Source organism: Novosphingobium sp. B1, from assembly GCF_900176395.1.
Taxonomy (GTDB): domain Bacteria; phylum Pseudomonadota; class Alphaproteobacteria; order Sphingomonadales; family Sphingomonadaceae; genus Novosphingobium.
On record NZ_FWXL01000003.1, the window covers coordinates 291,483 to 316,051 of the forward strand.

Genomic DNA, 24,569 nt, shown 5'->3' on the forward strand with positions numbered 1-24,569 from the left:
GCTCCGTTAACCGAGTTTTCGGGCCTTGGGGCTAAAGCGGGCGGCGGAGACCTGTAGCTTGAACGCCCCGCCCTTTGCGCCGCTTGCCGGCACCGCCGTGATGGCCGATCTGCCGCAGCGCCTTGACCGCAGCGCCGAGGCGCGGCTGTCGCGGTGGCAGAACTGGACCGCGCCCGCATCGCTTGCGCAGTGGCGCAAACTGGCAGAGCAGGCGACCACGCCCAATCCCTTCTTCGAGCCGTGGTACCTTATCCCGGCATTCGAGGGTCTGGCACCAGCCGGCACCGGCAAGCTGCTGACTGTCCACTTGGGCGAAAAGCTGATCGGCCTGATGCCGCTTGCCACGCCGTCACGCTACGGTCGCTGGCCGTTGCCGCACCTATCGACCTGGCTGCATCCCAACGCCTTCCTTGGCGTGCCCCTGGTCGCGGCCGGCTGCGAGGCGCTGTTCTGGCAGGCAGTCCTGACCTGGGCCGACGATGTATCGCGGCTCGGGCGACGACTTTTCCTGCACTTCCCGGCGATGCCGCTTGAACAGCCGGTGACGCAGGCTCTCCTGGATCAAGCCGATGACACTGGGCGCCGTGCGGCGCTGGTGATGCGCCAGCAGCGCGCCCTGCTGCATTCGGCCCTCCAGCCCACAGCCTATTTCGAACGCGCCCTGACCGGCAAGAAGCGCAAGGAATTGCGCCGGCAATATGCCCGCCTGTCCGAACAGGGCGAACTCTCGTTCGAGCGGCTGGAAGGCAGCGCGGGGGTGGAACAGTGGATTGACGCATTCCTCGCACTCGAGCGCAAGGGATGGAAAGGTGCCGAGGGCAGCGCCATGGCCTGTGCCGAAGGGACCGCCAGCCTGTTTCGCAAGGCGCTGGGCAACGCGGCAGGCGAAGGCAAGCTTGAAAGGCTGGCGCTGAACCTTGATGGCCGCCCCATCGCAATGCTGGCAAACTTCCTGTGCCCGCCCGGCAGCTTTTCCTACAAGACCGCTTTCGACGAAGACTTCGCCCGCTTCTCTCCCGGCGTCCTGCTGCAGCGCGAAAATCTGGCGCTGCTAAACCGGCGCGAAGTGACGTGGTGCGACAGTTGCGCCGCCCCGGACCACCCGATGATCGACAGCCTGTGGACCGAGCGCCGTCCTATCGGCCGCGTCTCGGTTGCCATTGGGGGGCCGGTCAGGCGCAAGGCCTTCGATTTCCTCCTCTCGCTCGAATTGGGCCGCAACCCTGCGGGACTTGACCGATGAATCAGCAAACCAGCCTTTCCGCCGCCCATGCCACGCCGATCGATGCCTTCGACGGATCATCGCGCGCCGCCTTTGCCGCATCCTATCCCGAAGTGCCCCACAAGCTGGCGCACCAGCTGGTGGAGCATCCGTTGATGCAGCTTGGCGCGCTCGCCGAACTGGGTGAAAGCCTGCCGCCCGCCTCGGTCGAGTACAACCGCGCCGCCCTGCCTATCGGCCTCAATGGGGAAAAGGCCCCGGCCAATGGCATCGGCATTGGCGAGACCATCCGCAGCATCGCCACAAGCGGCAGTTGGGCCGCACTCAAGAACATCGAGCAGATTCCAGCCTATGCCGATTTGCTGCATGGCCTGCTTGCCGAACTTCGGCCGACGATCGAGGCGCGCACCGGCGCCATGCTCAAGCCTCAGGGCTTCGTCTTCGTTACCAGCCCGAACGGTGTCACGCCCTATCATTTCGATCCCGAACACAACATCCTGCTGCAGCTGACCGGCAGCAAGGTCATGACCATGTTCCCGGCGGGCGATCCACGCTATGCCCCGGACGAAACACACGAAACCTACCACACCGGCGGCGGGCGCGAGCTGTTCTGGCGCAACGAACTGCTCGACGGTGGCAAGGAGTGGGCCCTGTCGCGCGGCGAAGGCCTCTATGTCCCTGTCATGTCACCGCACTTCGTCCGCAATGGGCCAGCGCCGTCCATCTCGCTCTCGATCACCTGGCGTTCGGAGTGGAGCTTTGCCGAAGCCGATGCGCGCGCCTTCAACAGCCTGTTGCGCCGCATTGGTATCACCCCGCGTGCGCCAGGGCGCTGGCCAGCCACCAATCGTGCGAAGGCGCTGGGCTGGCGTCTGGCGAGACGCCTTCGCCGCTGACACATCCCGTTGACGTAAACGAGAACTCGGTTCATCGCGTCGCGCATGAACGACGATTCCAACCCAGGCCCCCAGGAAATGGTCGACCGACTTCTCGATCTGCTGGACGTGAAAGATCACGGCGGCGATCGCTTCGAGGGGCGTCGCAAGATTGGCGGCGTGGGCCGCGTATTTGGCGGACAGGTGATTGGCCAGGCTCTGGCCAGCGCCGAGCGTACCGTGCCCGATGATCGTCCGGTCCATTCGCTCCATGCCTATTTCCTGCGCGGCGGCAACGAAGACCACGAAATCGACTTCAAAGTGGAGCGGGACCTCGATGGCGGCTCGTTCTCCAACCGCCGCGTCGTCGCCAGCCAACTCGGCAAGCCGATCCTCAACATGGTCGCCTCGTTCCACAAGCGCGAGGACGGACGCTATCATGCCGAGCCGATGCCCGAGGTGGCAGGGCCAGATGATCTTGCCAGCGAAGCCGATCTGCGCCGTCGCCATGCAGAGAAGATGCCCGAGAAAGCCAGGGCGCAGATGCTGCAGCCCCGGCCGATCGAACTGCGCCCGCTGGAGGCCAGGCATTGGATGGACTCAGGACCGCGCGAACCGCGCGCCCACACCTGGTTCCGCTCGGTCGCAGCCTTGCCCGACGATGCGCGCATCCATCGCGCGGTGCTTGCCTATGCCAGTGACATGACGCTGCTCGGCACCTCGACCCTGCCGCACGACATCAGCTGGTCAAAGGGCAACCTCATGGGCGCAAGCCTTGATCATGCAGTGTGGTTTCACGATGATTTCCGCGCCGATGAATGGCTGCTCTATGCCTGCGACAGCCCGTGGGCAGGCCGCGCGCGCGGCTTCAATCGTGGGCGGATCTACACGCGCGACGGCCGGCTGGTGGCCAGCGTGGCGCAGGAAGGTCTGATCCGCCCCATCGAGCCGAAGAACCGCGGATAGGGCCAGATTTCAGGGTCTGTTGCACGCAGGCCCGGCAATCCTTGGCTGTGCGACCATGGCCATGACAACCCTGCCGAGAGCCGAAACCGCAGGTTGCCCTGCAAGGCTCCGCGCGACCGTATCGAAGCGACGGCAATTGGCAGGATCTGTCGCGCCCCCGCCATATCGGTTTCCGAGTTGTGTGGTGTAGCTGTCGTAAGTGTGGCCCTGGGCGAAGTGCGCGCGCAGGCGGCGGTCGGCAGCGGCGAAGACCGATGCGTGGGTGGACAGCATCGCTTCGTACTGGGCAGAGATATCGGCACCGATCGCCTTGCAGCGCAAGTTGACCGTCATCATCATCGTCTCGAATTCGTGGACCTGCGCGGCCACGAACGTCTCGCGGTCAAGGCAGCCCTGCGCCTGGGCCTGTGCAAGCAGCGGCATGAGCAGCGCGCTGACAGCAAGGCAGGCGATCAGGCGCTTCACTTTGCAGCCACCGTCACGGCGCAGGCAGCAATCGGCAGGGCCATGATCGCATCGAACTGGCGAACGACTGCTGCCTGCCGGCTGTAGGTCAAGGCCGCAACCTGCTGCTGGTAATCGCGCGCCTCTGCTGCCAATGCGTTCATTGGCGAGGGATCGCGCGAAAGCTGGTAGCTGTCATAGGCCTGCTGCAGCTTCTGCATGTGGGCAATGGCAGCGGCGTTGTTGCCGCGCGCTAGCTCGAGCAACGGCTTGTAGCGCAGTTCGTAGAACGCGTTGCGCTGTTCGGTCGAGCAGAACGAGGCCGGCAGCGCGAGGTCGCTGACGTCAGTCAACGCTGGCCGCGGTGGAAGGGCAAAGCCTTGCGCGGAAGCGACGGCGGAAGTGCTCGCGCCTAGCTCCTGCGACCGCGCTAGTTCGGTGAGCAGAGCCGCATCGCTGGAGACCTGCGCCGGCTCCGGGTGTGCCGCTGCAGCAATGGTCGTCGCCGGATTCTGGGAAGGTGGCGTTGGCGAAGGCAACGACGGCGAAGGTGGCGTCGGGATGGCTGCCTGGGTCGCCGGCACCGGCACGGCCTTGCGAAGGCTTGCAGCTTTCGCCCTTGCCAGTCCGGCAAATGTCCCGGAGGGGTACTGCTGCAGGTAGGCGTCATAGACTGCCGGATCCTCGCTTCCCGCGACAGACTGCCAGAACGCCAGTTCGAATGGGGATCCTACGCCATTTGCACTTTGCGCCGCCAGGGGCGAGGCGAAGGGCAGTATCGCTGCCGCCCAAAATCCCAGTGCCGCAACACGACCCTTGCGTGATGTCATGACCCGATATCTCCCGAACCCCGGCGCGTTCCGAATGCGCGGGGTCTTGTCCCGCAATCAGCAAGCACCGCACGGGCTCAACCGGGAGCAAACAAACAGGGTTACCGCTGCCTAAACGGTATTGTTGCGTAGCGCCCGTGTCAGGAAAGCAACGCTGCGGCGCGTGCTGCGGCAGGCTTCCAGCCCAGGCCCTGCGCCTCCAGCCAGGCATCGTCGTAATAGGTCTGGGCATAGCGCAGACCGGAATCGCACAGGATCGTGACGATCGAACCCGCCTGCCCCGCTGCCGCCATTTCCTCCGCCAATATCAGGCAGGCTTGGATGTTCGTGCCGGTCGATCCGCCAACCGGCCTGCCGATCCGCGCGGCAATGGCCCGCATGGCCCCGATCGAGGCGGCATCGGGCACGGCGATCATCCGGTCGATCACCTCGGGCACGAACGAGGGTTCGACACGTGGCCGGCCAATGCCTTCGATCAGGCAGCACGACCCCTGCGGTGGGGCCGTGACGCTGCGGTCGGCGTGGTGACGATGGAACACCGAACCTTCCGGGTCTGCCACGCACAGCCGCGTCGGGTAGCGGCCATAGCGGATGAAGCGCCCCAGCGTGGCCGAGGTGCCCCCCGTCCCCGCCCCGCAGACGATCCATGATGGCACGGGATGATCCTCGCGCGCCATCTGCTGGAAGATCGACTGGGCAATGTTGTTGTTGCCCCGCCAGTCGGTAGCGCGCTCGGCGTAGGTGAACTGGTCGAGGAACAGGCCGTTGCCCTCGGCAGCCAGGCGTTCGGCCGCCGCATACATCTCGCCCGGGCTGTCGACCATGTGGACATCGCCCCCGTGGAAGCGGATTGCCTCGATCTTGGCAGGCGATGTGCTGCGCGGGATGACCGCAACGAACTTCAGGCCGATCAGCCTGGCGAAGTACGCCTCGGAAACGGCTGTCGAACCGCTCGTGGCATCGACCAGCAGCGTGTCCGGGCCGATGCGATTGTTGCACAGGCCATAAAGGATCAGCGAGCGGGCCAGCCGGTGCTTCAGGCTACCGGTTGGATGGACGCTCTCGTCCTTGAGATAGAGCGTGATGCCGGGAAACTTCGGCAATTCCACGCGGATCAGGTGCGTGTCGGCAGAGCGGTTGAAATCCGCCTCGATGCGGCGCACGGCCTCGTCGCTCCACGCCCTGCGCTGGTCTGCCATGCTGCTCTCCATCTTTACCCGTTGGGATGATAGAAGTCGTAGACGGTTTGCGCCACAGTTGCGCTCACGCCGGGCGCGCGCTGCAGATCGTCGAGGCTGGCGGCGCGGACTTTACCCGCCGTACCGAAATGAAGAAGCAGAGCGCGCTTTCGCGCCGGGCCGATGCCGGGGATCTCGTCCAGCGGACTGGCCGTAATCGCCCGGCTCCGCTTGGCGCGGTGCGCTCCAATGGCGAAGCGGTGGACCTCGTCGCGCATGTTCTGCAGATGGAACAGCACCGGCGAGTTGACCGGAAGCATCTTCTCGCGCCCGTCTGGAAAGTGGAACACCTCGCGCCCCTCGCGCCCGTGGTGAGGGCCCTTGGCAATGGCGATCAGCGGCACATCCTCGATGCCAAGTTCGCCCAGCGCTTCCTTCACGGCCGACATCTGCCCCTTGCCGCCGTCGATCAGCACAAGATCGGGCCACATCCCGCTCTCGCGATCAGGATCTTCCTCCTGCGCCTTGCCGAAGCGACGGGTCATCACCTCGCGCATCATGCCGAAGTCGTCGTTGGTCTGCGCGGTCTTGATATTCCACTTGCGGTACTGGCCCTTCACGAAGCCCTCCGGCCCCGCGACGATCATGGCGCCAAGCGCGTTGGTGCCCTGGATGTGGCTGTTGTCATAGACCTCGATCCGCTGCGGCACTTCCGGCAGCTCGAGGAATTCGGCCAGTTCGCGCATGACCCTGGCCTTTGTCCCGCTCTCGGCCATCCGCCGGTCGAGTGATTCCACGGCATTGCGCTGCGCCTGCTCCATCAGCCTGCGCCTGTCGCCGCGCTGTGGAACGGAGATTTCGACCTTGCCGCCCGCGCCCTCGCACAAGGCTTCGGCCAGCAACGCCGCCTCGGGCAATTCGCGGTCGACGAGGATCAGACGAGCTGGTGGCACCTCCTCATAGAACTGGGCGAGGAAGCTCGTCATCACTTCCTCCTCGGACAACCCCTCGGTGTGGCTGGGGAAGAAGGCACGATGCCCCCAGTTCTGGCCGCCACGGATGAAGAAGGCCTGCACGGCAACCTGTCCGCTTTTCACCGCCATGGCAAAGACATCGGCATTGCCGACGCCTTCGGCGTTGATCGCCTGGCTTCCCTGGATGAAAGTCGCGGCGCGCAGGCGATCACGCAGCATTGCTGCCCGTTCGAAGTCGAGGCTCTCGGCCGCTTCCTGCATCTGCGCCTCGATCTCGCGCTGCACCGCGCTCGACTTGCCGCCGAGGAAGTCCTTGGCCTGCCGCACCAGATCGGCGTAATCGTCCTTGCTGATGCGATCGACGCACGGTGCCGAGCAGCGACGGATCTGGTAGAGCAGGCACGGCCGGTCGCGGCGCAACATGAAACCATCGTTGCAGCTTCTGAGCAGGAAGAGTTTCTGCAACGCATTGATCGTGGTGTTGACGCTCCCGGCGCTCGCAAAGGGCCCATAGTAATTGCCCTTGGCCTTGCGAGCACCGCGGTGCTTCTGGATGCGCGGGAAAGCGTGATCGCCCCGCAGCAGAATGAACGGGAACGATTTGTCGTCGCGCAGCAGCACGTTGTAGGGCGGGCGGAAGCGCTTGATGAGTTGCGCTTCCAGCAGCAGCGCCTCGGCTTCGGAATTGGTCGTGACGATCGTCATGCTGCGCGTCTGGCTGACCATGCGGCGCAAACGGTTGGGCAGTCTCTCGACCTGCGTGTAATTGGCGACGCGGTTCTTCAGCGCTCGCGCCTTGCCGACATAGAGCACGTCGCCCTTGGCGTCCTGCATCCGATAGACGCCGGGCTTGGGCTTGAGCGTCTGCACCGTGTCGCGGATTACCGACACGCCCAGCTCGATATCCGGCTTGTCCGCGCCGCGCACGGTCGTCGAGGCGCGGTCCTCGTGAAAGCGCTCGGTATCGCGGTCGGGTGGAGGTACGGGCTTGCGGGCCATGGTCTGGGCAGCAGATAAGCCTTGCCGCGCGTGGTGCAATGCCCCCGCCGCCGCTTTCCCCAGCACAAACCGCAAGACTTGCCCTGCGTTTGTCATAGCTATCAGTGTTTTACCTGATACCTCGTTTCGTCCGAATTATCCCCGATGCGACAGAATTGGCGCATGATCGGGAAACCATTTGGCACGGCAGGGCTGGGGTCGGGCGCAACAAGCATGCCCCACCGTCGCGGTGATCCTCGCGTTCGCCTCAACATACCTGGACGCTTGATCATGCTTTCGGGCACGGAAGAGTGCATCCTGGAAGACCTGTCGGTCACCGGGGCGGCCATCGTGCCGCAATACGGGCTTCCGCCCGCCGGTACCTCGGCCATTCTCAAGTGTGAACATGTCGAAGCCTTCGGGGTCGTGCGCTGGGCCCGTCATGGCCGCTGCGGCCTCATGTTCGACGAGAAGCTGCCCCTGGCGCAGGTCGTCAGCCTGCGCCATTTTGCCGATCACTTCGAGACGACCGAGCGCGAGCGCAACATGGAGCGCGCTCGCATCTGGGTGCAGGGAAGGTCTCGAGCCGTCTAGAACTGCTTGCGGAACTCGATCTCGAACACGCGCCCGCGCGCATCGAGATAACCCGGCTGATAGCGCAACGGCACCGTTCCTGTATCATCGGTCACGCGCTGCTGGGCGTTGAACAGGTTTGACACCGAAAGTGACAACCGCGAACCCTTGAAGAAGGGCACCTTTTCGACAAGCTTCTCCTTCCGCCCGAGATCTGCGAACATGCGCAGGTTGAACGTCGCGATGGGATCGAAGCGCAGCGTCGAGGAACCGGGCAGGCCGCTCGCATCGATGCGTGAACCGCCGGTGTAGGTGCCGTTCAGGCGCAGGCCGAAACCGCGATAGAACCCGCCACCTTCCATCTCGATCGAATGGCGCGCCACGCCGCCCGAGATGGCATCGCCATCGAGCAGGTCAAGCACCTGCCCGCCCGGCGCGATCTGGACAGACTGCTGAAAGCGCACCGTGTGGAATACCGACAGGTTCCATCGACCGCGACCGTCCGAGTTGAAGCCGCCCGGCCCTCCCCTGCCCCCGCCGCCTGCGCCCCGCGCTCCCATGCGCGGGCCGCCTTCGGGAGGCGCACCCGCACCGGCAGGCGCGCCACCGCCGCCAGGCCGTCCCGCACCACGCATTGCCGCCATCGGCCCGCGCGGTTGCGCCATCGCAGGGTCAGGCTTCCCGAAGCTTCCCGACACGTTCAGCCCGTAGCGCAGGCGCGACCCCTTCTCCTCGGCAAAGGTCACCGGGCTTTGATCGATGGCAATGATGCGGCCGCTGGCATCCCGCTGCACTCTTCCGGCGAATGCCGCCTCGACCTCAGGCGTCAGAAGCGAGAAGCTGTTGGTCGTATTGGTTGAACGGTTGCGGAAGTATTCGGCAACGAACGTGGAATCCTTGAGGAACGGGAGGGACCAGTTCACGCCGAACTTCCAGTCCCGCTGCCGCTCCTTCACTAGACCCGGATTGCCACCCGAGGTCACTTGCGCCAGCACGGTCTCGTTGCGGCTGAAATCGTAGACCGACACGTTCTCGGTCACGATGGTCGGTCCCCCGAGATCGCTAAGACCCGGCGCCTTGTCTGCGGCAACATACGTCGCCTGCAGCGTGAGCTTCTCGGTCGGCGCGTACGTCAGGCCACCGCCCCAATTGTACAGTGTGCCGAAGTCCGAAAGCCGGTGCACTTCGGCATTGGCGTTGAGCGACAGGTCGCCAATCCCTGATCCGAAATTTTCCTTCCGGCTGGTGATCGGAACATCGACGCTGAAGCCTGCCTGGGCATCGCCACGCTTCAGATTGATCTGGCCGACCGCCGTGCGCGTGTCGGTGCTCTCGATGCCCGAATAATCGAACCCCGCCTTGACGGTAAGTGCAACCTCGCCACCGGGCAGGCGAAGCGGTCGTCCACTGACCGTGGCCAGACTGGAAAGCGAGTCCGTCTTCGACAGCGCCCGGTTGGGGGATAGAGCGCCGATGGCGCCTGTCGGCAAAGCGCTGGTCGCGGTCAGCGAACCCGCATCGACCAGAGCCTGCAACCGCGACAGATCCGCGCGCTGGTCGATCGTGCTCTTCGTTTCGACGTGCCCGCCATCTGCAGTCAGCGCGAGAAACCAGTCGCCCAGGGGCTTGTTGTAGGCTGCCCCCGCCTGCAGTGTCGTCGTGCGCCGCCGCGTGGTCAGGGCCTGCGGATCGAGCAACGTGCGGGCATAAGTCCCGCTGGCATCGCTCAGCGTCACGGTATTGAGGCCATTGAGTGACCGCGAATCATCACGCTGGACGAGGATGTTGGCGCTCAAGCCCGCACCACCGCTCAAGGCGCGGGCCAGCGTCGCATTGATCTGCGCGGACTTCGAATCCGCGATCAAGGTGCGGTACGCAGCCGGATCGGGATCGCCGGCCACACGCATCGCTGAAGACGCTGGCTGGATAATGCCACGCTCGGCTTCGGTCAGGGGGCTTGCATCCTCGACCTTGCCGGTAACGTTGATGCGGTTGCCACCGGCAATCTGCGTGAGTGTGAATTCCTGCTCCCACTCGGTGAACCCGCCCCCGCTGGGCAGGCGAAGTTCGCTGTCGGAGCCCAGACTGCTGAAATTGTCCTTTAGGATGAAATTCACCACCCGCTGGTCCGGGCGGTAACCATAGCGCAGCGCCACTTCCTCGGGCAGGATTTCCACGCGCCGGATCGCCTCGGGCGGAAGGCCGCGCATTTCGCGAAAGCCCGATATGCGCATGCCGTTGAGCAGGACCACAGGCATGCCGCCGCCGCGCCCCCGGCCCGATCCCGTCTGCGGCGCCAATGCCGAAAGCAGGTCCTGGAGCGATCCGGCACCGTAGGAAGCAATCGCATTCTCGTCGAGCACCGCGATCGGCGGCTGGACCGTATCGACCTGGCCCTTGATGCGCGTGGCCACGACCAGGATCTGGTCGTCTTCCGGGGTGATTTCATCGCCATCCAAGTCCACGGTTGGCTCCTGCGAAGCTTCGGCCCCGGCGTTCTCAGCCTCCGGAACGGCACTTTGCGCGAATGCCGGGGCCGTCCCTGATAGAGAAAAGGCAATGGCGGCCAGCGATGGCGCGGCGTAAAATCTCACGTCTGCAATTCCTTGAATTCAGGCTCACCGGATCGGCATTGGCAAATTCAACGCCACACCTGCCGAGACTGTCCCGTAGCGGCAACGCGCATTTCGTATCAGTTTGTCGCACTGCAACATGCACGGCGCCATCGTGCACGAAACCTGAACCAAAGCCGGTCAGTCTCAGCGCGCCTCTTTCCTTTTGCCGCTGGCAAGGCTATGGGCCGCCCAAATTCCTTGCGCAGGGATCATATCCGGTGATCGCTGCGTTTTCCTGCATACCCTTATAAAAAGGCATCCGAGCCCGCCGATGGCGAAAGAAGAACTCCTCGAAATGCGCGGCCAGGTGGTCGAACTGCTGCCCAACGCGATGTTTCGCGTCCGTCTGGAAAACGATCATGAAATCCTCGGCCACACCGCCGGCAAGATGCGCAAGAACCGCATCCGCGTTCTGGTGGGTGACGAAGTGCTGGTCGAATTGACGCCCTACGATCTGACCAAGGGCCGCATCACCTATCGCTTCATGCCCGGCCGCGGCGGTCCCGGCGGCTTCTGATGGCGGGCGAGGTTTCGCCCGCACCTTCCTCTCCACAACTCGTTCTGGCCTCTGCCAGTCCGCGGCGGCAGGAGTTGCTCGCCCGCCTTGGCATAACGCCTGCGCGGGTCGTCGCCACCGATATCGACGAATCGCCGCTGCAAGGTGAACGGCCGCGTGCGCACGCTGTTCGTCTCGCTGCCGAAAAGGCGCGCGCTGCAGCGCTGTCTGCTCCCGATGCGATAATCCTGGCGGGCGACACGGTTGTCGGCGCCGGCGCACGCATCCTTCCCAAGGCCGAAGACGAGGCTACAGCGCGCCAGTGCCTCGCCCTGCTCTCCGGCCGGCGCCATCGCGTGTTCTCGGCAATTGCCGTGCTCACGCCCGATGGACGAATTCGCGAAGCCCTTTCTGAGACGATCGTGCGCTTCAAGCGCCTTTCCGAGCAGGAACTGGAGGATTACCTCGCTGCCGGGGAATGGCGGGGCAAGGCCGGCGGCTACGCGATCCAGGGCAGCGCTGAAGGCTTCTGTGACTGGTTGTCCGGCAGCCACTCCGGGGTCGTCGGCTTGCCACTGTTCGAAACGCGGCGCCTGCTGCGGGCGGCGGGCATCGATGTCCGCTGAGTGGCTTTACGAAGCCGGAATCGGCGAAGAGCGAGCCATTTACGTGGCCAACGGCGCCATCCTCTCGGCCCGGCTGGACTGGGGCGAAACCGTAAAGCCGGGGCTTGTCGCGCCAGCACGGCTGGTCATGCGCCACGCTGGCAGCAGACGTGGTGTGGTGCGCCTCGAAGATGGCACCGAGGCGCTGATCGACCAGCTGCCCCGAGAAGCGACCGAAGGCGTACCGCTGACCGTTCGGATCGTCCGCTCTGCCATTGCCGAGCGTGGCCGGACGAAACTGCCTGTGGCTCGCAATGCCCCCGGCGATGAACCACGACCTGCCCCTACCCTGCGAGAGGAACTGGAAGCCAGCGGCGCCCGTGTTCGTCCGATGCCCTCGGGCAGCGGAGAGTTTTCGCGCCATGGCTGGGATGAACTCGTTGGTCAGGCCATGAGCGGGGAGATCGCCTTTGCCGGTGGCGCTCTGCTCGTCAGCGCCACACCCGCGATGACCCTCTTCGACATCGATGGCAGCCTGCCGCCGCTCAAGCTGTCGCTTGCGGCTACAGGCGCCATTGCCGATGCGCTCCACCAGTTGGACATCGCCGGAAACATCGGCATCGACTTTCCGACCTTGTCCGAGAAAAAGGATCGCCAGCATGTCGACACGGCGCTTGGCGATGCGCTGCTGGATTGGCAGGGCGAAAAGACGTCCATGAACGGGTTCGGTTTCGTTCAGCTCGTCGCGCGTCTCGAACGGCCCTCTTTGGTATCACGCTTCGCCCGCGATCCGGCAGGCGCCATGGCGCGACAGTTGCTGCGCCGGGCAGAGGCTGTGCGCGAGCCGGGTGCGCTGTGTCTCGAGGCGCATCAGCGCGTCCTGGATGCCATCACCCCCGCATGGGAAGCCGAACTCGCTCGTCGCACCGGGCGAACCATCCGCCGCAGGGCTGATATCGCCATGGGCCTGCACGCTGCCCATGTTCAGGCGGTCCCGCTCTGATCCCTGCCCCGGAGACTGTCAGGCCAATGCATACCCCGGTTCGCAAACGCTGCCCGATCTGCGGCAAGCCGCGGCATGAAGATCATGTCCCGTTCTGTTCGGCGCGTTGCCGCGACCGCGACCTGATGCGCTGGCTGGACGACGGCTACGCGCTGCCCGGACGTCCGGCGGAGCAAGACCCCGAGGAATGAAATGCGCAGCCAGCGCATGACCAGACAAAATTTTCCGTTGTGGGGTATTGCCAACACCGTCCGCCTTCGCCATAGGCGCGCTTCCAACGGCCACGACGACTTCAAGAAGTCCTCGCAGGCGATGCCCGGGTAGCTCAGTTGGTAGAGCACGTGATTGAAAATCACGGTGTCGGCGGTTCGATTCCGTCCCCGGGCACCATTTTTCCAATTCTCCCGCAATTGCATTCGCCGGCTCGCGCAACGCGCTTGCGCTGTTGAATTTTCCAGCCCGCCATGGTCCATTTACCATGCTGCCCGCGCGGTGATTGCAGCTATGGCAGATCACCACGGCCATCTGCCTGCCAGGGCTGACGGATCATTAACCTTCGCGGCGTGGTTTGGGGAGAATAGCGGCGATGGATGCACTCATGCGCTGGCTGATAGAAACGGGTTTGCCGCCCCATGGCTTTTGCTTGCTGTGGCAACCTCAGCTCGTGGCGCTCCACGTCATCTCTGATGCCGTCATCGGCCTTGCCTACTTCTCGATACCCGTCGCGCTGGCCTGGCTCGTGCTGAAGAGGCGGCAGATCGAATTCAACTGGGTGATCGTCCTGTTTGCGGCGTTCATCCTTGCTTGCGGCACCACGCATTTCATCTCGATCCTGGTGCTGTGGGTGCCGGCCTACGGTCTCGAGGGTATCGCCAAGGCGTTCACGGCGGTGGTGTCGATAGCGACCGCAATCCTCATCTGGCCGATCGTGCCCAAAATCCTGGCCATGCCATCACACGCTGAATTGCAGCGCCTCAACGCCGAACTTGTCCGCGAGGCTGAAGCCCGCGCACATGCTGAAGAACAGTTGCGCCAGTCCCAGAAGATGGAAGCCTTCGGACAACTGACCGGCGGGATAGCGCATGATTTCAACAATCTGCTGCTGATCGTCGCAGGGAATATCGAGCGTGCCATGCGTGCGGTGCCCCAAGGCACGCCAGCCGCACGCAATCTGGCCAATGCCCTGACCGCGTCCGATCGCGCCGGGGCACTGACCGCGCAATTGCTCGCCTTTGCCCGCAAAAGCCCGCTCGAGGTGCGGCTGCAGGAGGTCGCCCCTATCCTGGAAGGCACGCGCGACTTGCTGGCGCAGGCCTCTGGCGAGAATATCGACATCACCCTCGACATCGCCGACGACCTCCACCCTGTCCTCACCGATCGTAACCAGCTTGAAAACGCCATGCTCAACCTCGTGCTCAATGCTCGTGATGCGCTGCCCGCTGGCGGAAAGGTGGAGATCGCGGCGCGCAACCTCGATAATGAAGTGGAAATCGTCGTGCGCGACGAAGGAGCAGGCATGGACGAAGCAACTTTGGCCAAGGCGACCGAGCCCTTCTTCACCACGAAGCCGATAGGCTCGGGCAGCGGTCTAGGCTTGAGCCAGGTCTACGGATTTCTCCACCAGATTGGTGGCCGCATGCAAATTGTGTCCTCACCCGGAACTGGAACGACAGTCAGGCTTTTCCTGTCGACGGAAAGGGAGGCCCATGGCGCGCGTCTTGCTGGTTGAAGATGAATTCCTGGTGCGGCAACTCGCAGCAGATGAACTTTCCGATGCGGGGCACGACGTAACCGAAGCCGAAAACGGCGACAGCGCATACCAGATCCTGCTCGGGCAGCAGCCTTTCGACCTCGTGATGACCGACATTCGCATGCCCGGCGCGCTCGATGGCTGGGCCTTGGGAGCAGAGGCTCTCCGCCTCCGGCCTTCGTTGGCGGTCGTATATTCGTCCGGGTTCTCGACCGAGATTAGACCACTTACCGAACGCGAACGCATGCTGCCCAAGCCATACCGGATGAACCAGCTTGTCGACATGGTCGATGCGCTGCTTGGAGGCGGCAGCTAAGTTCATCCGATCGGAAGCCGCGCTTGATCGGGCCGAGGTTTTGGCCAAGTGTCGGGCGATGGGCCTGACCTGCGATCACGATGCGCCTGCCGAAGTCTGCGTTCTGGGCGCCACCGGGACAATCGGCCGCGCCGTCTTCACCGAGCTTTGTCGCCGGGGCATTCGAGCCGTTACATTGACGCGTCAGGCCGACAAATCGCTCGAGGCACTCGGCACGGTCATTGTCTCGCCGCTCTCGTCGGCCGAAGATCTTGCCGCTGTGCTGCGCCAACACCGTTTTGCTGCGGTCATTTCATGCCTTGCATCGCGAACCGGCACGCCTGACGATGCCTGGGCGGTCGATTATCGTCTCAACAGCAATGCGCTGGCTGCGGCAAAGGCTGCGGGCGTGGGCCACTTTGTGCTCCTGTCTGCGCTCTGCGTGCAGAAGCCGCGCCTTGCCTTCCAACAGGCCAAGCTCGCCTTCGAAACCGAACTTGCCGCATCGGGGCTGCGCTATTCGATCGTCCGCCCGACTGCCTTCTTCAAGTCGCTGTCCGGCCAGATTGACCGCGTGCGCGCAGGCCGCCCGTTCCTGATTTTCGGCAACGGCAATCTGACCGCCTGCAAGCCGATCAGCGACGGCGATCTTGCGGCCTACATCGCTGATTGCCTGACATGCGAGGATCGCTGGAACCGCATCCTGCCCATCGGCGGCCCCGGCGATGCGCTAACGCCTCGGCAACAGGGCGAAGCGCTGTTCTCACTCCTTGGCATGGCGCCGCGCTTTCGTTCGGTGCCGCTGCAATTGCTCGACGTGATCGCCGCAATGCTTCGCTTGGCTGCGAGGGTCGTACCGGCCCTTGCCGTCAAGGCCGAACTTGCGCGGATCGGGCGCTACTACGCCAGCGAATCCATGCTGGTCCTTGACCCGGCCACCGGCCAATACGATGCCGACGCCACACCCTCAACCGGTAGCGAGACCTTGATCGACCATTACCAGGCGGTGATCGAGGGTCGTGTCACGGTCGATCGCGGCGATCACGCCGTGTTCTGAATTTCTACTGGAAACGATCATATTTGATCGCTATTGATCGTTTCGAAATCATTTGGGAGACAGCGCTTGGCTTCAGGCGCAACCATCGTCGTCGATCTTGGCAAGACGCTGAGCAAAGTCAGCCTGTGGGATGCAGGCGGGACCATGCTCGACCGTCAGGTGCGCGCAAACGCGCCTTTCGAAGCGAGCGGCATCCGCCGGCTTGACGCAACAGCAATCGGCACCTGGCTGGTCGAGGCGATGGGCCGCTACGCCCACGCCCGGGTGGAGACGATCATACCTGTCGGCCACGGCGCCGGCGTGGTCGCGCTGGTCGATGGCAAGCTGGCCTTTCCACCCTTCGATTACGAGCAGGCGCTGCCGCCAGCGATATTGGCGCAGTACCGTGCGCAGCGCGATACGTTCGATCTCACCGGCTCCCCGGCGCTGCCAGACGGCCTCAACTTCGGTAGCCAGCTCTGGTGGATGGAAAGTGTTGCACCCGAAGACATGGCCCGCGCCACGCTCCTGCCATGGGCGCAATACTGGGCCTGGTTTCTCACCGGCAACGCGGTCAGCGAAGTGACCAGCCTGGGCTGTCATTCGGACTTGTGGTGCCCGCAGACGGCGGACTTCTCACCCATGGCCAAGCGCTTGGGCTGGGCAGAGCGCTTTGCCCCGCTTGTCCGCGCAGGCGATATCTCCGGCACGCTGCACCCCGAAATTGCCACCCGCACCGGCCTCTCGCCCAGCGTCAGGGTTCTGGCGGGCTTGCACGATTCCAACGCCGCGCTGCTTGCCGCTCGCGGCTTTGCCGAGATCGCCGACGAGGAGGCCACGGTCCTTTCCACCGGCACATGGTTCATCGGCATGCGCCTGCCTGCGGCAACGGTCGCAACGGCCAACCTGCCCGAAGCCCGAGACTGCCTCGTCAACGTAGATGTCCATGGCCGCGCAGTGCCTTCAGCGCGCTTCATGGGCGGGCGCGAGATCGAGACGCTGATCGAGATCGACACGCGCCGGGTGGACATCAAGCCCGACCAGCCCGCGCTGCTGGCGGCAGTGCCTGAAGTGCTGCGCTATCCCCGCATGATCTTGCCCACGCTGATGCGGGGCTTCGGGCCCTTTCCTCACGGCACGTTCGAGTGGATCAACCGCCCGGAAGACTGGTACCAACGCCGCGCTGCCGCCTGTCTCTACGCCGCGCTGGTCGCAGACACCGCGCTCGACCTGATCGGCTCCTCCGAGCGTCTGCTCGTAGAAGGGCGTTTTGCCGAGGCCGAAGTGTTTGTCCGTGCGCTAGCCGCGCTGCGACCCGATACGGCAGTATATACCGCTAATGCGCACAACGACGTGTCGTTCGGCGCGTTGCGACTTCTCGATCCCACGCTCAAGCCGCAAGGTGAACTGGTGCGTGTGCAACCGCTGGACGGCGATCTCGACACCTATCGCAACCGCTGGCACGCCGAGATCGACGCATCGCACAAGAGAACCGCCGCATGATCGCCGCCTCCATCCCCGATTTCCGCGAACTCGCCCGACGCCGCCTGCCGCACTTCCTGTTCGAATACATCGACGGCGGTTCCTATAGCGAGACGACGCTCAAGCGGAACGTCGAGGACTTGCGCGACATTGCCCTGCGCCAGCGCGTGCTGCGCGACGTGTCAGGCCTCGATCTTTCCACCGAACTGTTCGGTCAGAAGCTGAAACTGCCGGTTGCCCTCGCCCCCATCGGCCTTGCCGGGATGAATGCGCGCCGCGGCGAATGCCAGGCAGTGCGCGCAGCGGAAACGGCTGGCATCCCCTTCACTCTCTCCACCGTCTCGGCCTGCTCGCTCTCCGAAGTGTCCAAGGCCGCGAGCAAGCCGTTCTGGTTCCAGCTCTACATGACCCGCGACCGCGGCTTCATGCGCGAATTGCTGCAGGAAGCGGTCGAGCTGAACTGCTCGACGCTGGTGTTCACGGTGGACATGCCGGTGCCGGGCAGCCGCTATCGCGATTATCACTCGGGCCTTGCCGGAGCGTCGGGCATGAAGGGCGCGCTGCGCCGCACGCTGCAGGGGGCGATGAAGCCGGCTTGGGCGTGGGACGTCGGCGTGATGGGCCGCCCGCATGGCCTTGGCAACGTAATCCGCAAGCTTCAGGGCAAGACCGGAATCGAGGACTTCTTCGCCTGGATGCGCGAGAATTTCGACAGCTCGATCTCGTGGAAGGATCTCGATTTCATCCGCTCGGAATGGAAGGGGCCGCTGGTCATCAAGGGCCTGCTCGATGCCGTGGACGCGGTGGAAGCGGCCAACCTCGGCGCGGACGGCATTGTCGTGTCGAACCACGGCGGTCGCCAGCTCGACGGCGTGCCCTCTACAGCACGCGCCCTGCCCGCAATTGCCGAGGCCGTTGGCGATCGGCTGACCGTGCTGGCCGATGGCGGCGTGCGCTCGGGCCTCGATGTCGTGCGCCTGCTCGCTTTGGGGGCCAAGGGGGTGCTGCTCGGCCGAGCATGGGTTTTCGCGCTGGCGGCGCAAGGACAGCAGGGCGTCGAGCACATGCTGCGCCTGATCGAGGCCGAGATGCGCGTCGCCATGACGCTGACCGGCGTGAAGAACATCAGCGAGATCGACCGCTCGATACTCGTCAAATCATAAGAACAAGGGACAGGAACCGATGGGCGCGAACCCGCTGCTGGGCGTTATCTTTCACTGGATCGGGGGCTTCTCCTCGGCCAGCTTCTATGTACCGTACAAGCGCATCAAGTTGTGGTCGTGGGAAGTGTTCTGGTTGGCAGGCGGTCTGTTCTCCTGGTTGATCGCGCCGTGGCTGTTCGCCTGGATCCAGACGAAGGACCTCCTCGCCGTCCTTTCGGCCACCCCGCGCGGAACGCTGATGTGGTGCTGGTTCTGGGGCGCGATGTGGGGCTTTGGCGGGCTGACTTTCGGGCTCACCATGCGCTACCTCGGCCTCTCGCTCGGCATGGCCGTGGCGTTGGGGCTGACCACCGTTATCGGCACGATGGGCCCGCCCATCTTCGACGGCACATTGGGAGCCATTGCCGCCACCACCAGCGGCAAGCTGACCCTGCTCGGCATCGTGATCACGCTGGCCGGCATCATCGTCGTTGCCCGCGCCGGCAATGCCAAGGAAGCGGACCTCGGCGGCGAGGCTTCCGAAGGCGTGGCCGAGTTCAACTTGCGCAAGGGACTGCTGATCGCGACTTTCTCGGGCGTGATGTCGGGCTGCTTTGCCTGGGGCCTTGCCGCAGGCCAGCCAATCCGCGACCTGACGCTGGCAGCGGGCACCGACCCGCTGAGCCAGGGATTGCCGGTCCTGTGCGTGGTCCTCGCAGGCGGCCTCACCACCAACGCCCTATGGTGCGCCTACCTGATCGCGAAGAACCGCAGCTTCGGCCAGTTCTTCGGCGCGCCTTCGGCTGAGGCGCAACCCGGCGAGCGCCCCAACCTGCTTGCCAACTGGCTGCTCGCCGCGCTCGGCGGCACGCTGTGGTACGGCCAGTTCTTCTTCTACACCATGGGCGAGAGCCAGATGGGCGAATACGGCTTCTCCTCGTGGACGCTGCACATGGCCTCGATCATCCTGTTTTCCACGCTGTGGGGCTTCGCGCTCAAGGAATGGAAAGGTGCCTCCCCGCGTACCCGCGCGCTGGTGTGGACCGGGATCGGCCTGCTGGTCGGCTCGACCATCGTTATCGGCGCTGGCAACATGCTGCAGGCGAGTGCATAAGCGCCGAATTCAGGGGGCATCATGCACGCGGCAGAACGGGAAAGACGCATCTTCGAGGCGCTGCGGCCAACGGGCTTCGTCAGCTATCGCGATCTCGAGGTGCTGCTCGATGCCTCACCGGCGACGATCCGGCGTGACCTGACGCGGCTGGAGGAATCCGGCCAGATCGTCCGCATCCACGGCGGGGCCAAGCTGCCCGAAGGCGACGACGCCAGCGGCCCGCGCCTGATGGGCACTTCGTTCGACCAGAACATCACCCAGAACCTCGGCGCAAAGCAGGCGATCGGCAAGGCAGCAGCAGCGCTGTGCCAGCCGGGCGAAGGTGTCATGATCGATGGCGGCACCACCACGCTGCAGATGTGCCCCCACCTTGACGGGCTCGGGCTGCAAGTGCTGACCAACTCGCTGCACATCGTCAACGCGCTGCTGCCCCAGGCCGGCACGCGCATCCTGCTGCCATCGGGCGCGGTGTTCCGCGAACAGAACATCATCCTTGCCCCCGCCGGCGAGGAATCGATGCCACGCTTCCACGCCCCGCGCCTGTTCATGGGTGCCGCCGCGATCGGACCGCAAGGCGCGATGCAGGCCGACCCGGTGCTGGTCGCCGCCGAACGCCGCCTCATCGACCGCGCCGAGGAAGTCATCCTGCTGGTCGACAGCAGCAAGTTCCGCACCCAATCAGGTACCATCGTCTGCGGGCTGGACGAGATCGACATCGTGATCACCGATACCGGCATCACGCCAGAAATGGCCAAGGCCCTGCAGGATGCCGGGGTGAAGCTGGTGGTGGTTTAGTCGCTACTTCGCCTGAGCGCGCATCTGCAGATAAGCGGCTTCGCGCTCGTCCGGAGCGAGCGCCAGAAGATAGCGGCTGGCGTCCTTGAACGTCAGGAACGGCTTGCCATCCACCTCGATCGGTACGGTCCGCCCGTTGTAGATCCGTCGAAGCAATCGCCGTTGCGGTCTGCTCAATGCGGCTTCGGCGTCCGGATTGTCCGTTTCAATGTCCATCTGGCCGCCTATAGGGCACAGAATCCGCACCAGCCAATTCCTTCAAGAGAGAAAAGATGACCGCCCCGTTCACCGACGCCGAACTGTCCGAACATTTCGCCCACTGCATCCAGGTGCTCGGCGGCACGACTGCAGCGAGCAGGCGCCTCGGCATCGACGAGCGCGCGATCCGGCGTTTCGTCACCGGTGAAAAGCTCATTTCCGAACGGCTGATGCAGGACACGGCTGCAACCTTGCGCGCCCTGATCGATGAAGCCTCAGCCGCCGAGGCCCGCATCACTGCAGCGCTCGGCGCCTGATTCAGCGCAGGTAGCGCTGCACCAGCCGTTCCGCCGCCATGCTGACATCGGCCCAGGCCTGCTCGAAATCCTCCTCGTCGCCATAATAGGGGTCGATCACCGCCGTCCCCTTGCGACCGGGCACGAGGTCCATCAGCAACCCTACTTCGGCTATGTGGCGCGAAGGCTCGATCCGGCGCAGGTCCTTGAGGTTCTGCTGGTCGAGCGCGAAGACATGCCCGAAGCGATGGAAGTCTTCGGCAACGACCTGCCGTGCGCGATAGCGCGAAATGTCGAGGCCATGGCGCTGTGCGGTCGCCTGCGCGCGAGGATCGGGCGGGCGGCCAACGTGCCAGTTGCCAGTCCCGGCCGAGTCAATGGTCATCGCCACGCCCGCCGCCACGGATTGCGCACGCAGCGCCGCCTCGGCGAGAGGTGAACGGCAGATGTTTCCAAGGCAGACGAACAGTATTGACGGCTGACTCACGGGATCACGATACTCCGCTGGCTGGGCCTCCCCATGCCAATCAGGAACGGATCCTCTCCCTGCCGCGCAGTGAACATGCTTCGTGACGTGATGTCCAGCCATTTCAGAGCGATCTGCACCTGTCCGATCGCCCCGCCCAGCGTCTCGCCGGGGCCAAGCAGCACCACGCGATCAGGCGCAAATTCGCGGATGCCCACGGTCATCGCAGCGGTAAAGTCGTAAGGCTGCAGAATCTGGTGGGCGAAGGTATAGTCCCAAAGATCCCGGCGATTGCTTTCAAACCGTCGCCATACCTTTCCGCGCCCGTCGATCAGCGGAACCTGTGGCTGCCCGAACCACTCAACCGGGAACTGCTCTTTCGCAGCATCGCTGCTTGCCTGCATCAGCGGGGTGTGGAACGGCCCGTGCCCGGCGAGCCGCATCGGCGGTCGCGGTAGCGTCGGCAAACCCTTCTCGAACCCATCGAGCGCCGCCACCGGCCCCGCTACCACCAGCATACCGCCCAGCCAGATCGAGGGGAGCACGCCATGGCGCGCCATTGCCGCCTCCACCTCGGCAAGCAGCGCAGGATCAACGGTCCAGTCTTCCCCGGCAAGCACCAGCACCGCCTGCCCTCCAGGCTCGTGGCGCTGAGAATTGATCCCCATGCCATCGGCAATGGCAAAGCCATGCTCCGGTGAGACTGCCCCCGCGCAGGCCAGCGCCGTATACCAGCCCATCGAATTGCCGGTGACCGCGACGATCTCGAACCGCTCCCGGTCGATCCTGAGGAAGTCGAGATAGGCACAGGCGTGAATCAAGGGTGCGGCATTGTCGCCTCGCAGGTGCGCCGGTGTGAATTTCGCCGCCCCATCCAGGGCCGACAAGCTCTCCTTGCCCGCCTCGGCCCGCATCGCATCGAACCGCGCCAGCCATTCAGCCCCGGCGTGGTGCTGCTGCAGGTAGCCGAGTTCCGGTGCATTGTAGGTGCCGCGTCCGGGGCAGACGACAAGGACGGTTTCCTTAGCCACACACCATCTCCAGCACCTTGGCGACAATGTCGTCGCGGCTCGGCAGGGTGTGCGTGGCGGCGCGCGCCAGCGGAATGAAGCTGTCCGTCGCCGCCAGGCGCGCAATCGCCTTGCCCGGCGCGCGTTCGGCCAGAAGCGCCATCAGCGCCTCGTTCTGCCCACCAGTGATGCGGCATTCGTCGACCACCAGCACGCGAGAGCAAGGCGCAACAGCCTCGATCACAGCGTCGTCGTTCATCGGCCCCAGCCAGCGCAAATCGATCACCCGGACCGCGATGCCCTGCTCGCCCAGCACCTTCTGCGCCTGCAGCGAAAGGTAGAACCCGTTGCCATAGGTCACGATGGCAAGATCATTGCCTGTGCCCGCAACGCCAATCTCGCCAAATGCGATCTCGCCGTCCCCGGGAGGCTGGTAGATGCTTGACCACAAGCCATCCCCCGGCTCGTGCAGGTCCCGCGTCATGTAGAGTGCGATTGGTTCCACGAACACGACAACACGTTGCTCCTCATGCGCCAGCCGCACGCATTCGCGCAGCATCGCCACTGCATCGCGCCCGTTCGACGGCACGGCGAGCACCACGCCCGGAATATCGCGGAAGACCGCCAGCGAGTTATCGTTGTGGAAGTGCCCGCCAAAGCCCTTCTGGTATGGCAACCCGGCGATACGCACGACCATTGGATTGGTGTACTGCCCGTCCGAGAAGAACGACAGCGTCGCCGCCTCGCCACGGATCTGATCCTCGGCGTTGTGAACATAGGCGAGAAACTGGATCTCGGGCATCGGCAGCAGCCCGTTATGGGCTGCACCAATCGCGAGCCCGAGGATCGCCTGCTCGTCGAGCAAGGTATTGATTACCCGCGCCGAACCGAACCGTGCATGGAGCTTCTGCGTCGCGGCATAGACCCCGCCCTTTGGCCCCACGTCCTCCCCGCAGACAATCGCATTGGGGTATTGCAGCAGCAGGTCGGCCAGCGCCCAACTGATCAGCTTGGCCATGTGATGCGGCTTTTCGAGCGCAGCGGCGTCGTCCGCAAGCAGCGCAGCGCGATCCTGCGCCGAGGCCATCGGGCGCGTCACGCCCTCACGCCTGGGCGGCACGATGCTGGCCATGACCGCTGCGGCATCGGGCAGCTTGGGCCGCCGGATCGCCAGCTCCACCTGCCGCTCGAGCGTCGCCTCGATCTCGTCATAGACCGCGCCGACCTCAGCCGCCGACATCACCCCTTCCTCGATCAGCAGCGCCGCGCTCGCCAGCAAAGGATCGCGCTCTTCCTCGGCGCGGATCTCGTCTTTGCTGCGATAGGCCAGCTGCACGTCGTTCCCGGCATGTCCGTAGAGCCGCACCGTCTTCATGTGCAGGAACACCGGCTTGCGCTGCCGCCGCGCCATCGCTTCCGCTTCCCGCGCCGCGCGCATGGTGTCGACGAGGTCCGATCCGTCGCAGGCGATGTAGTGCAATCCTGCCCGCCCCGAGAAATTCGCCTCGATCCACCCCGGCGGTGTCCGCGTCGAAATACCAATGCCGTTGTCCTCGCACAGGAATATGATCGGCATCGGCGTGCCTTGGAACGCCGCCCAGCATGCGGTGTTGATGGCCCCCAGCGCGGTCGAGTGGTTGGCGCTGGCATCGCCGAAGCTGCACAACACCACACCATCCTTGGCCAGCACCGTCTCGCTCCAGCCCATCCGCCGCGCAATGCCGATCGAGAACGCCGCCCCCACCGCCTTGGGCAGGTGGCTGGCGATGGTCGAGGTCTGCGGCGGGATGAACAGGCGCTTCGATCCCAGCAACTTGTGCCGCCCGCCCGAGATCGGGTCCTCGGCGCTGGCGGCAAAGCTCAGCAGCATGTCCCACGCCGGGTTCTCTCCCGGCACACGGTGCGCGCGGTGAATCTGGAAGGCGGCATCGCGATAATGGAGGAACGCCATGTCATCCACGCGCAGCACTTCGGCCAGCACCGCATTGCCCTCGTGGCCAGAGGAGCCGATGGTATAAAATCCCTCGCCCCGCGCCTGCAGCTTCCGGCTCATCCGGTCGAGCTGGCGCGACAGCGCTTGAGAGCGGAAAAGCGCCGCCGCGCGCTCCGGCTTCAGCCCCACATCCTTCAGCCCGAGGTTCGAGCGCCTGCGCGCCGTGCCGTTTTCCAGTGCATCAAGGAACTGCCGGTGGACCTGCTCGGCGGCATCAAGCGACATTGCGGATG

25 protein-coding genes and 1 tRNA gene are annotated in these 24,569 nt (G+C 64.6%); 17 read left to right on the plus strand and 9 right to left on the minus strand.

Going from position 1 to position 24,569, the window contains the following annotated elements; genetic code table 11:
- The first annotated feature begins 58 nt into the window (after positions 1-58).
- From B9A23_RS07235 to B9A23_RS07245, 3 genes are read left to right on the plus strand one after another with little or no spacing between them, the layout of a single operon-like run.
- Entirely contained in the window at positions 59-1,243 is a 1,185-nt protein-coding gene (locus tag B9A23_RS07235; RefSeq protein WP_254895036.1) for a GNAT family N-acetyltransferase, read from the plus strand.
- Positions 1,240-2,118, plus strand: coding sequence for a transcriptional regulator (locus B9A23_RS07240; protein ID WP_084278184.1), 879 nt, complete (start codon positions 1,240-1,242; stop codon positions 2,116-2,118). The genes B9A23_RS07235 and B9A23_RS07240 overlap by 4 nt, the downstream gene beginning before the upstream one ends.
- A gap of 45 nt (positions 2,119-2,163) precedes the next feature.
- Complete coding sequence (locus B9A23_RS07245; protein WP_084278185.1) at positions 2,164-3,063, plus strand: acyl-CoA thioesterase; 900 nt, start codon at positions 2,164-2,166, stop codon at positions 3,061-3,063.
- A gap of 9 nt (positions 3,064-3,072) precedes the next feature.
- On the opposite strand, the gene B9A23_RS07250 is transcribed toward B9A23_RS07245, so the two are convergent.
- From B9A23_RS07250 to uvrC, 4 genes are all read right to left on the minus strand, one after another.
- Positions 3,073-3,528, minus strand: a complete 456-nt coding sequence (locus B9A23_RS07250) for a hypothetical protein (protein ID WP_084278186.1) — start codon at positions 3,526-3,528, stop codon at positions 3,073-3,075.
- Positions 3,525-4,337, minus strand: coding sequence for a hypothetical protein (locus B9A23_RS07255; RefSeq protein WP_084278187.1), 813 nt, complete (start codon positions 4,335-4,337; stop codon positions 3,525-3,527). Before B9A23_RS07255 ends, B9A23_RS07250 begins: the two co-directional genes overlap by 4 nt.
- Positions 4,338-4,477: 140 nt before the next feature.
- Positions 4,478-5,536 (minus strand): PLP-dependent cysteine synthase family protein, encoded by a 1,059-nt coding sequence (locus B9A23_RS07260; protein ID WP_139797374.1) that lies wholly within the window; start codon positions 5,534-5,536, stop codon positions 4,478-4,480.
- Between the two features lie 14 nt (positions 5,537-5,550).
- The gene (uvrC, locus tag B9A23_RS07265; RefSeq protein WP_084278189.1) at positions 5,551-7,488 is read right to left on the minus strand and encodes an excinuclease ABC subunit UvrC; all 1,938 of its coding nucleotides are present in this window, start codon (positions 7,486-7,488) and stop codon (positions 5,551-5,553) included.
- 213 nt (positions 7,489-7,701) lie between these two features.
- On the opposite strand from uvrC, the gene B9A23_RS07270 reads away from it, so the two are divergent.
- Positions 7,702-8,061: a PilZ domain-containing protein gene (locus B9A23_RS07270; protein WP_176217911.1), complete on the plus strand. Its 360-nt coding sequence runs from the start codon at positions 7,702-7,704 to the stop codon at positions 8,059-8,061.
- On the opposite strand, the gene B9A23_RS07275 is transcribed toward B9A23_RS07270, so the two are convergent.
- Positions 8,058-10,634, minus strand: coding sequence for a TonB-dependent receptor (locus B9A23_RS07275; RefSeq protein WP_254895037.1), 2,577 nt, complete (start codon positions 10,632-10,634; stop codon positions 8,058-8,060). The genes B9A23_RS07270 and B9A23_RS07275 overlap by 4 nt on opposite strands.
- A 292-nt stretch (positions 10,635-10,926) precedes the next feature.
- Here B9A23_RS07275 and infA point away from each other — a divergent pair, with 292 nt between their 5' ends.
- The 12 genes from infA (at position 10,927) to B9A23_RS07335 (ending at position 20,373) form a co-directional block, all read left to right on the plus strand.
- Positions 10,927-11,172 carry a translation initiation factor IF-1 gene (gene infA, locus B9A23_RS07280; RefSeq protein ID WP_039338683.1) on the plus strand — a complete coding sequence of 82 codons (246 nt, stop codon included), beginning with the start codon at positions 10,927-10,929 and terminating at the stop codon, positions 11,170-11,172.
- Entirely contained in the window at positions 11,172-11,777 is a 606-nt protein-coding gene (locus tag B9A23_RS07285; RefSeq protein ID WP_084278191.1) for a Maf family protein, read from the plus strand. Before infA ends, B9A23_RS07285 begins: the two co-directional genes overlap by 1 nt.
- Complete coding sequence (locus B9A23_RS07290) at positions 11,767-12,759, plus strand: ribonuclease (protein ID WP_084278192.1); 993 nt, start codon at positions 11,767-11,769, stop codon at positions 12,757-12,759. Before B9A23_RS07285 ends, B9A23_RS07290 begins: the two co-directional genes overlap by 11 nt.
- Positions 12,760-12,785: 26 nt before the next feature.
- A complete protein-coding gene (gene yacG / locus B9A23_RS07295; protein WP_084278193.1) occupies positions 12,786-12,950 on the plus strand; it encodes a DNA gyrase inhibitor YacG in 165 nt (54 codons plus the stop codon).
- 123 nt (positions 12,951-13,073) lie between these two features.
- Positions 13,074-13,149: transfer RNA gene (locus tag B9A23_RS07300), tRNA-Phe, on the plus strand.
- A 253-nt stretch (positions 13,150-13,402) separates the two neighbouring features.
- Positions 13,403-14,488, plus strand: a complete 1,086-nt coding sequence (locus tag B9A23_RS07305) for a sensor histidine kinase (RefSeq protein ID WP_176217912.1) — start codon at positions 13,403-13,405, stop codon at positions 14,486-14,488.
- Positions 14,466-14,825 carry a response regulator gene (locus B9A23_RS07310; RefSeq protein WP_084278195.1) on the plus strand — a complete coding sequence of 120 codons (360 nt, stop codon included), beginning with the start codon at positions 14,466-14,468 and terminating at the stop codon, positions 14,823-14,825. Before B9A23_RS07305 ends, B9A23_RS07310 begins: the two co-directional genes overlap by 23 nt.
- The gene (locus tag B9A23_RS07315) at positions 14,809-15,861 is read left to right on the plus strand and encodes an NAD(P)H-binding protein (RefSeq protein ID WP_254895038.1); all 1,053 of its coding nucleotides are present in this window, start codon (positions 14,809-14,811) and stop codon (positions 15,859-15,861) included. Before B9A23_RS07310 ends, B9A23_RS07315 begins: the two co-directional genes overlap by 17 nt.
- Before the next feature lie 66 nt (positions 15,862-15,927).
- Entirely contained in the window at positions 15,928-17,343 is a 1,416-nt protein-coding gene (locus B9A23_RS07320) for an FGGY-family carbohydrate kinase (RefSeq protein ID WP_254895039.1), read from the plus strand.
- Positions 17,340-18,485, plus strand: a complete 1,146-nt coding sequence (gene lldD, locus B9A23_RS07325; RefSeq protein WP_084278196.1) for an FMN-dependent L-lactate dehydrogenase LldD — start codon at positions 17,340-17,342, stop codon at positions 18,483-18,485. Before B9A23_RS07320 ends, lldD begins: the two co-directional genes overlap by 4 nt.
- 19 nt (positions 18,486-18,504) lie before the next feature.
- On the plus strand, positions 18,505-19,578 hold the full coding sequence (gene rhaT / locus B9A23_RS07330; RefSeq protein ID WP_084278197.1) for an L-rhamnose/proton symporter RhaT: 1,074 nt from the start codon (positions 18,505-18,507) through the stop codon (positions 19,576-19,578).
- A gap of 21 nt (positions 19,579-19,599) precedes the next feature.
- On the plus strand, positions 19,600-20,373 hold the full coding sequence (locus B9A23_RS07335; RefSeq protein WP_084278198.1) for a DeoR/GlpR family DNA-binding transcription regulator: 774 nt from the start codon (positions 19,600-19,602) through the stop codon (positions 20,371-20,373).
- A 3-nt stretch (positions 20,374-20,376) separates the two neighbouring features.
- On the opposite strand, the gene B9A23_RS07340 is transcribed toward B9A23_RS07335, so the two are convergent.
- On the minus strand, positions 20,377-20,589 hold the full coding sequence (locus B9A23_RS07340; RefSeq protein ID WP_084278199.1) for a hypothetical protein: 213 nt from the start codon (positions 20,587-20,589) through the stop codon (positions 20,377-20,379).
- 56 nt (positions 20,590-20,645) lie between these two features.
- Between B9A23_RS07340 and B9A23_RS07345 the strand changes: the two genes are divergently transcribed.
- On the plus strand, positions 20,646-20,888 hold the full coding sequence (locus B9A23_RS07345; protein WP_084278200.1) for a hypothetical protein: 243 nt from the start codon (positions 20,646-20,648) through the stop codon (positions 20,886-20,888).
- Between the two features lies 1 nt (position 20,889).
- Here B9A23_RS07345 and B9A23_RS07350 read toward each other — a convergent pair whose 3' ends face one another.
- From B9A23_RS07350 to B9A23_RS07360, 3 genes are read right to left on the minus strand one after another with little or no spacing between them, the layout of a single operon-like run.
- Positions 20,890-21,354 (minus strand): low molecular weight protein-tyrosine-phosphatase, encoded by a 465-nt coding sequence (locus B9A23_RS07350; RefSeq protein ID WP_084278201.1) that lies wholly within the window; start codon positions 21,352-21,354, stop codon positions 20,890-20,892.
- Complete coding sequence (locus B9A23_RS07355; protein WP_084278202.1) at positions 21,351-22,364, minus strand: acyl carrier protein; 1,014 nt, start codon at positions 22,362-22,364, stop codon at positions 21,351-21,353. The genes B9A23_RS07350 and B9A23_RS07355 overlap by 4 nt, the downstream gene beginning before the upstream one ends.
- Positions 22,357-24,561: a dehydrogenase E1 component subunit alpha/beta gene (locus B9A23_RS07360; RefSeq protein WP_084278203.1), complete on the minus strand. Its 2,205-nt coding sequence runs from the start codon at positions 24,559-24,561 to the stop codon at positions 22,357-22,359. Before B9A23_RS07360 ends, B9A23_RS07355 begins: the two co-directional genes overlap by 8 nt.
- Between the last annotated feature and the right edge of the window lie 8 nt (positions 24,562-24,569).

Bases quoted from the DNA above. Each gene is read 5' to 3' on its own strand.
- B9A23_RS07240 (WP_084278184.1), top strand. From the start codon at position 1,240: ATGAATCAGCAAACCAGCCTTTCCGCCGCCCATGCCACGCCGATCGAT.
- B9A23_RS07245 (WP_084278185.1), top strand. From the start codon at position 2,164: ATGAACGACGATTCCAACCCAGGCCCCCAGGAAATGGTCGACCGACTT.
- B9A23_RS07255 (WP_084278187.1), bottom strand. From the start codon at position 4,337: ATGACATCACGCAAGGGTCGTGTTGCGGCACTGGGATTTTGGGCGGCA.
- B9A23_RS07260 (WP_139797374.1), bottom strand. From the start codon at position 5,536: ATGGCAGACCAGCGCAGGGCGTGGAGCGACGAGGCCGTGCGCCGCATC.
- uvrC (WP_084278189.1), bottom strand. From the start codon at position 7,488: ATGGCCCGCAAGCCCGTACCTCCACCCGACCGCGATACCGAGCGCTTT.
- B9A23_RS07270 (WP_176217911.1), top strand. From the start codon at position 7,702: ATGCCCCACCGTCGCGGTGATCCTCGCGTTCGCCTCAACATACCTGGA.
- infA (WP_039338683.1), top strand. From the start codon at position 10,927: ATGGCGAAAGAAGAACTCCTCGAAATGCGCGGCCAGGTGGTCGAACTG.
- B9A23_RS07285 (WP_084278191.1), top strand. From the start codon at position 11,172: ATGGCGGGCGAGGTTTCGCCCGCACCTTCCTCTCCACAACTCGTTCTG.
- B9A23_RS07290 (WP_084278192.1), top strand. From the start codon at position 11,767: ATGTCCGCTGAGTGGCTTTACGAAGCCGGAATCGGCGAAGAGCGAGCC.
- yacG (WP_084278193.1), top strand. From the start codon at position 12,786: ATGCATACCCCGGTTCGCAAACGCTGCCCGATCTGCGGCAAGCCGCGG.
- B9A23_RS07310 (WP_084278195.1), top strand. From the start codon at position 14,466: ATGGCGCGCGTCTTGCTGGTTGAAGATGAATTCCTGGTGCGGCAACTC.
- lldD (WP_084278196.1), top strand. From the start codon at position 17,340: ATGATCGCCGCCTCCATCCCCGATTTCCGCGAACTCGCCCGACGCCGC.
- rhaT (WP_084278197.1), top strand. From the start codon at position 18,505: ATGGGCGCGAACCCGCTGCTGGGCGTTATCTTTCACTGGATCGGGGGC.
- B9A23_RS07335 (WP_084278198.1), top strand. From the start codon at position 19,600: ATGCACGCGGCAGAACGGGAAAGACGCATCTTCGAGGCGCTGCGGCCA.
- B9A23_RS07340 (WP_084278199.1), bottom strand. From the start codon at position 20,589: ATGGACATTGAAACGGACAATCCGGACGCCGAAGCCGCATTGAGCAGA.
- B9A23_RS07345 (WP_084278200.1), top strand. From the start codon at position 20,646: ATGACCGCCCCGTTCACCGACGCCGAACTGTCCGAACATTTCGCCCAC.
- B9A23_RS07360 (WP_084278203.1), bottom strand. From the start codon at position 24,561: ATGTCGCTTGATGCCGCCGAGCAGGTCCACCGGCAGTTCCTTGATGCA.